Origin of the sequence: Citrobacter sp. wls718, assembly GCF_005280945.1 — a bacterium.
In the GTDB taxonomy this organism is placed as follows: Bacteria; Pseudomonadota; Gammaproteobacteria; order Enterobacterales; family Enterobacteriaceae; genus Citrobacter; species Citrobacter gillenii.
Window position 1 is genome coordinate 51,657 of sequence record NZ_SZWV01000056.1, and the last position, 5,449, is coordinate 57,105.

5 protein-coding genes are annotated in these 5,449 nt (G+C 56.4%); 4 read left to right on the top strand and 1 reads right to left on the bottom strand.

Features of this window, described 5'->3' with window-relative positions; all coding sequences use genetic code 11:
- Positions 1-2,234 (bottom strand): molybdopterin guanine dinucleotide-containing S/N-oxide reductase (locus FDW95_RS11235; protein WP_137363505.1); only part of this gene is annotated, 2,234 nt, incomplete at its 3' end.
- Positions 2,235-2,394: 160 nt separating this feature from the next.
- Between FDW95_RS11235 and FDW95_RS11240 the strand changes: the two genes are divergently transcribed.
- The 4 genes from FDW95_RS11240 to FDW95_RS23745 form a co-directional block, all read left to right on the top strand.
- Positions 2,395-3,057 (top strand): OmpA family lipoprotein, encoded by a 663-nt coding sequence (locus FDW95_RS11240; RefSeq protein WP_115257207.1) that lies wholly within the window; start codon positions 2,395-2,397, stop codon positions 3,055-3,057.
- Between the two features lie 101 nt (positions 3,058-3,158).
- A complete protein-coding gene (locus FDW95_RS11245; RefSeq protein ID WP_096759151.1) occupies positions 3,159-4,175 on the top strand; it encodes a LacI family DNA-binding transcriptional regulator in 1,017 nt (338 codons plus the stop codon).
- Between the two features lie 100 nt (positions 4,176-4,275).
- Entirely contained in the window at positions 4,276-5,025 is a 750-nt protein-coding gene (locus FDW95_RS11250; RefSeq protein WP_115257206.1) for a sugar phosphate isomerase/epimerase, read from the top strand.
- A 3-nt stretch (positions 5,026-5,028) separates the two neighbouring features.
- Positions 5,029-5,449, top strand: a 421-nt coding sequence (locus FDW95_RS23745; RefSeq protein WP_249359042.1) for a PfkB family carbohydrate kinase, incomplete at its 3' end; no start/stop codon positions are given.

A 5,449-nucleotide genomic window follows, 5' to 3' on the forward strand; every position in this document is an offset into this window, starting at 1 on the left:
AGCTTCGAGCTGGGGAGATCGCAGGTCAGCACATTCACCGCGCCATTCTTACAAATACCCCCTGCGGACAGGTCCAAATCTGGCCAGGCGCCCTCGTGAATACAAATCACGCCCGCTTTGATGCCTGTCGTCACCACCGCCCCGGCCAGAATTTGCCCGCGATGATTCCACACCCTGACCGTGTCGCCATCGGCAATCCCCCTCGCCTTCGCATCCTGCGGGTGAATGATCACCGGCTCGCGATCCGCCACCGCGTACTGCTCGCGTAACGTGCTGTAATTCAACTGGCTGTGCAAACGGTGCGCCGGATGGGCCGACAGCACCTGTAATTGCTCGGACTCAGCATTACCGAACCATTCATCCGGCGCCAGCCACATCGGGTGCCCTGCACAATCCGCGTAGCCGTAACTTGCAATCTTCTGCGAGTAGATTTCGATTTTGCCGCTGTCAGTTTTCAGCGGATGCGCCTGCGGGTCACGGCGAAAATCAGCAAAGCGAATAAACTGCGCGTTGGCGGCACTTTCCGGCATTTCGATAAGCCTGTTGGCCTGCCAGAACTCGGCAAAGGGCGGCAACGTCACCTGCTGGTTGGCCCCGCGCTGCCCGGCAATCTTGTAAAAGGTCTCCAGCCATTCCAGCTCGCTTTTGCCTTCCGTAAACCGTTCATACCCGCCCTGCTCCCAGCGCTCGCTGAGTTCAGCAAAAACATCAAAATCATTGCGCGCCTCATCGCGTGCCGGCACAACCTGCTTCATCGGTACCAGATGCTGATTACTGTAATCACCGGTCATGGTGAGGTCGTTACGCTCAAAAGAGGTGGTGGCGGGCAAGACGATATCGGCATGCTTCGCCGCCGCAGTCCAGAAACACTCGGAGATCACCACCAGCTCTGGCTTTTGCCAGGCGCGAATCAGACGATTGGTATCCTGATGATGGGTGAAGTTTGCCCCGCCCGCCCACCAGAGAAAACGGATATCCGGGAAATGGCGGTCCATACCGTTGTGTTGGTAGAACCCTCCGGGGTTTTCCAGAGCCTCAACGATGCGCGCAACCGGGATTTTATCCACCGCATCGGTGCCACCTTTTACGCTCCCCTGCATGGAGGCGAGCACCGCCGCGCGACGCGTCGGATTGCCGCCGTTAGCAAAATGATAAGAGAGACCAAAACCACCGCCAGGCGTGCCAATTTGCCCGAGCATGGCGGCCAACGTGACGATCATCCAGTGCTTTTGTTCACCATACTGCTGACGTTGCATACCCCACCCGGCCATCAGCATAGTGGTGTTTTGGTGAAATATTTCTGCCAGTTCACGTATTTTCGCCGCAGGTACACCACAAATCTCCGCAGCCCACTCTGCCGTTTTGGCGACATCATCGGATTTCCCCACAAGATAGTCGGCAAATCGTTCATAACCGGTGGTACAGCGGGCAAGAAACGCCTCGTCGTGCCAGCCGTTTTCCACCAGCGTATGGGCAATGCCGAGCATCAGGGCGACATCGGTACCCATATGCGGGGCGACCCACTCCATTTTGTCACCAAAGAAATCCACGCTCTCCGATCGCATCGGATCAATGCAGATCAGGCGTTTACCGCTGTTGCGTAACGCCTCAAAGTACGCGAGCCCCTGCTCATCAGAGGCGTTCCAGGCAATCTTCAGGGTGTTGAGCGGATTCGCGCTCCAAAGCACCACCACGTCGCTGTGCTCCAGTACGACGGGCCAACTGGTCTGCTGCTGATAGACTTCGTTCCCGCCCACGACGTACGGCATGATGGCCTGCGCCGCCCCCGTTGAGTAATCCCCCAAATGGCCGGTATAACCACCCGCCAGCGCCATATACCGCTGCAGCAGGGTCGCGGCCTTGTGTAACACACCGTTCGAACGCCAACCGTACGAACCGGCAAAAATGGAGGACGGACCGTAACTGTCTCGAATGCGCTTATGCTGGGTATGGATCAGATTCAGCGCCTCATCCCAGCTGACACGGACAAACTCATCCTGCCCGCGCACACCCTGTGGAGCCTCCGGCGAGCCCAGAAAGCCTTTACGCACCATCGGAAAACGCACCCGCGTTTTGCTGTGTACCTGATCGCGCACCACGGTCTGCAACGAATTGGGCTGTGAAGTGGGCAATGCGCCACGCGAGGAGAAAACCGTGTCGCCATCGGTTTCAACAAGAATGGGTCCCCAGTGGGCGGCGGTTAATACCGAGTAATGTGCGGGTGAATTAGCCAAGATGGCGCTCCTGAATGCGATGTGACGGCTTATTTATTATGCCGTTCAATGTTACTTACAAATTTCAGAGTCTTCCCTGGAATTTTCTTCATGTTCACACGTCATAATCAACCGCCACAGTCGCTGTGGTAAAGAATAAAAAAGTCATTAAGGAATTAAGATGAAGAAACGTGTATTTGTGATTGCTGCCATCGTGAGCGGCGCCCTGGCGGTTTCTGGCTGCACAACAAACCCTTACACCGGTGAACGCGAAGCGGGTAAATCCGGCATGGGGGCGGGCATTGGTTCGCTGGTGGGTGCGGGCATTGGCGCGCTCTCCTCGTCGAAGAAAGATCGCGGCAAAGGCGCGTTGATTGGCGCAGCCGCAGGGGCCGCCGTGGGTGGTGGTATCGGTTACTACATGGACGTGCAGGAAGCAAAACTGCGCGAAAAAATGCAGGGAACCGGCGTGAGCGTGACGCGCAGTGGCGATAACATCATTCTGAATATGCCCAACAACGTCACCTTCGACAGCAGCAGCGCCAACCTGAAACCTGCCGGGGCCAACACCCTGACCGGCGTGGCAATGGTGCTGAAAGAGTACAATAAAACCGCGGTCAACGTATTGGGCTTCACCGACAGCACCGGCGGCCAGGATCTGAACATGCGTCTGTCACAGCAGCGTGCGGACTCCGTTGCCAGCGCCCTGATCACTCAGGGTGTGGAAGCTAACCGTATCCGCACCCGTGGAATGGGCCCGGCGAATCCAATAGCCAGCAACAGCACCGCGGAAGGTAAAGCACAAAACCGCCGCGTAGAGATCACGTTGAGTCCAATTCAGTAACGTTTTGTGCCGGAGACAGGCTGCGCCTTATCCGGCATGAAGCACTTGCCATCGTTGATTTTCACGATAAGGTGTTCACACTAAATTCAGGGAAATCAGCGATGAGCAAATCAACACGTGCCACCATCAGCGATGTGGCGAAAGCCGCAAAAACGGGTAAGACCAGCATTTCACGCTACCTCAACGGTGAGAAGCATCTGCTTTCCGACGCGCTGTTGGCCCGCATTGAACACGCCATTGCCGAACTCGACTATCGCCCCAGCCTGATGGCACGAGGCCTGAAGCATGGCCGTACCCGCCTGATAGGCCTGATTATCGCCGACATTACCAACCCCTACTCCGTTAACGTGTTAAGCGGTATCGAAGCTGCCTGTCGCGAAAAAGGCTTTACCCCGCTGGTCTGTAATACCAACAACGAAGTGGACCAGGAGCTGCATTATCTCGATCTGCTGCGTAGCTATCAGGTTGAGGGGATTGTGGTGAATGCCGTCGGCATGCGCGAAGAAGGGCTGAACCGCCTGCAACAGTCTGCACTACCGATGGTGTTGATTGATCGTAAAATTCCGGATTTCGCCTGTGATATGGTCGGTCTGGATAACACCCAGGCGGCGACAGTTGCCACTGAGCACCTGATTGAACAAGGCTTCGAAGCTATTCTGTTCCTCAGCGAGCCGTTGGGGATGGTTAACACCCGACGCGAACGTCTGACTGCTTTTCGCGCCACGCTGGCGCGATATCCCGGAGTTATCGCCGAAAATGCCGAGGTTTCGCTGGCGGAAAATACGCAACTGGATGACACGCTGCGTCAGTTTCATCAGCAGCATCGCGGGATGCGTAAGGCCGTTATCTCTGCCAACGGCGCGCTCACGCTGCAGGTGGCCCGCTCGCTGAAGCGTATTGGCCTCAACTGGGGCAGCGACATCGGCCTGCTCGGTTTTGACGAACTGGAATGGGCCGAACTGGCTGGCGTCGGCATCACCACCCTGAAGCAGCCCACCTGGCAGATTGGCTATACCGCCGTCGAGCAGGTTGTACGCCGGATCGATGGTAAATCGGATGCTGTTCAGGAACAGGTTTTCTCCGGTGAGCTGATCGTTCGCGGGTCTACCGCCCGTTAAATTTCCTTCGTGATGGTGATCATAAATTCGGCATCATAGTCTTTTCTTTGGAACCGGTTCCATCTAGCGTTATAGCAAGAACGCACGATTTGGAGTTTCCATGAAAAGAAAAATTATGGTGGTCACCGCTGCTTACGGTTACGACCAGGTGCATGCAGCTGGCGGGCAAACTGCCATGCTGCCTATTATTGCTGAAGCTGGTGCTGACGGCGTTGAAATTCGCCGCGAAATGCTGAGCGACACCGAGCTTAAAACGCTGCCAACCCTGGCATCCGCGATTGAAATCTTCGGCCTGCTGGCCTGCTACTCCGCGCCAGAACCGCTATTTCTACAAGATGGTCATCTCAATCCCCACCTGCCAGCGCTCCTTCAGGAAGCCCAAACGTTGCAGGCGTTATGGTTAAAAGTCTCTCTGGGTCATTTTTCCCATACCCAGCAGTTCGACACACTGCGTGAGTGGCTCAATGACAGCGGTATGGAACTGGTGGTCGAAAACGATCAAACGTCCTGCGGACGACTGCAGCCTATGCTGCACTTCAGGGATGCCTGCCAGAAGCAGGATCTGCCGGTATCCCTGACCTTTGATATGGGCAACTGGCTGTGGGTCGGCGACTCCCCCGAAGACGCCGCGCAGGCGCTCGCCTCAACCGTGGGGTATATCCATGTGAAGGCCGCCACTCCGCATCTCGACAGCTTTCGTGCCGTTGCGCCCGATCGGGCAGACCCGCGCTGGCTGGCACTGTTAAACACGCTGCCCACGGACGTCCCGCGCGGCATTGAATTCCCCCTGGAAGGGCACGATTTAGCGGCGGTGACCCGTCACTACGTCGAACTGCTACGCGAGGAGTAACACATGAAAAATTCACTGGATGTCGTCACCATTGGCGAAGCAATGACGATGTTTGTCGCCACGCAAACCGGCGAACTGGCGGATGTAGAGACATTTATCAAACGGGTCGCGGGCGCAGAGCTTAACGTGGCAACCGGCCTTGCTCGTCTGGGCCTGAAGGTCGGCTGGGTGAGTCGCGTAGGTCACGACAGTTTTGGCCGTTTTATTATTAAGTCGCTGGAAAAAGAAGGGATTGATGCGCAGGGAGTCACCCAGGATGGACGCTACGCAACCGGCTTTCAGCTGAAATCTAAAGTCGAAAATGGAACCGATCCCATCGTGGAATATTTTCGCAAAGGCTCAGCCGCCAGCCATCTTGGCATGGAGGATTATCACGAAGCGTACTTCTCCAGCACACGCCACCTGCACCTGAGTGGCGTGGCGG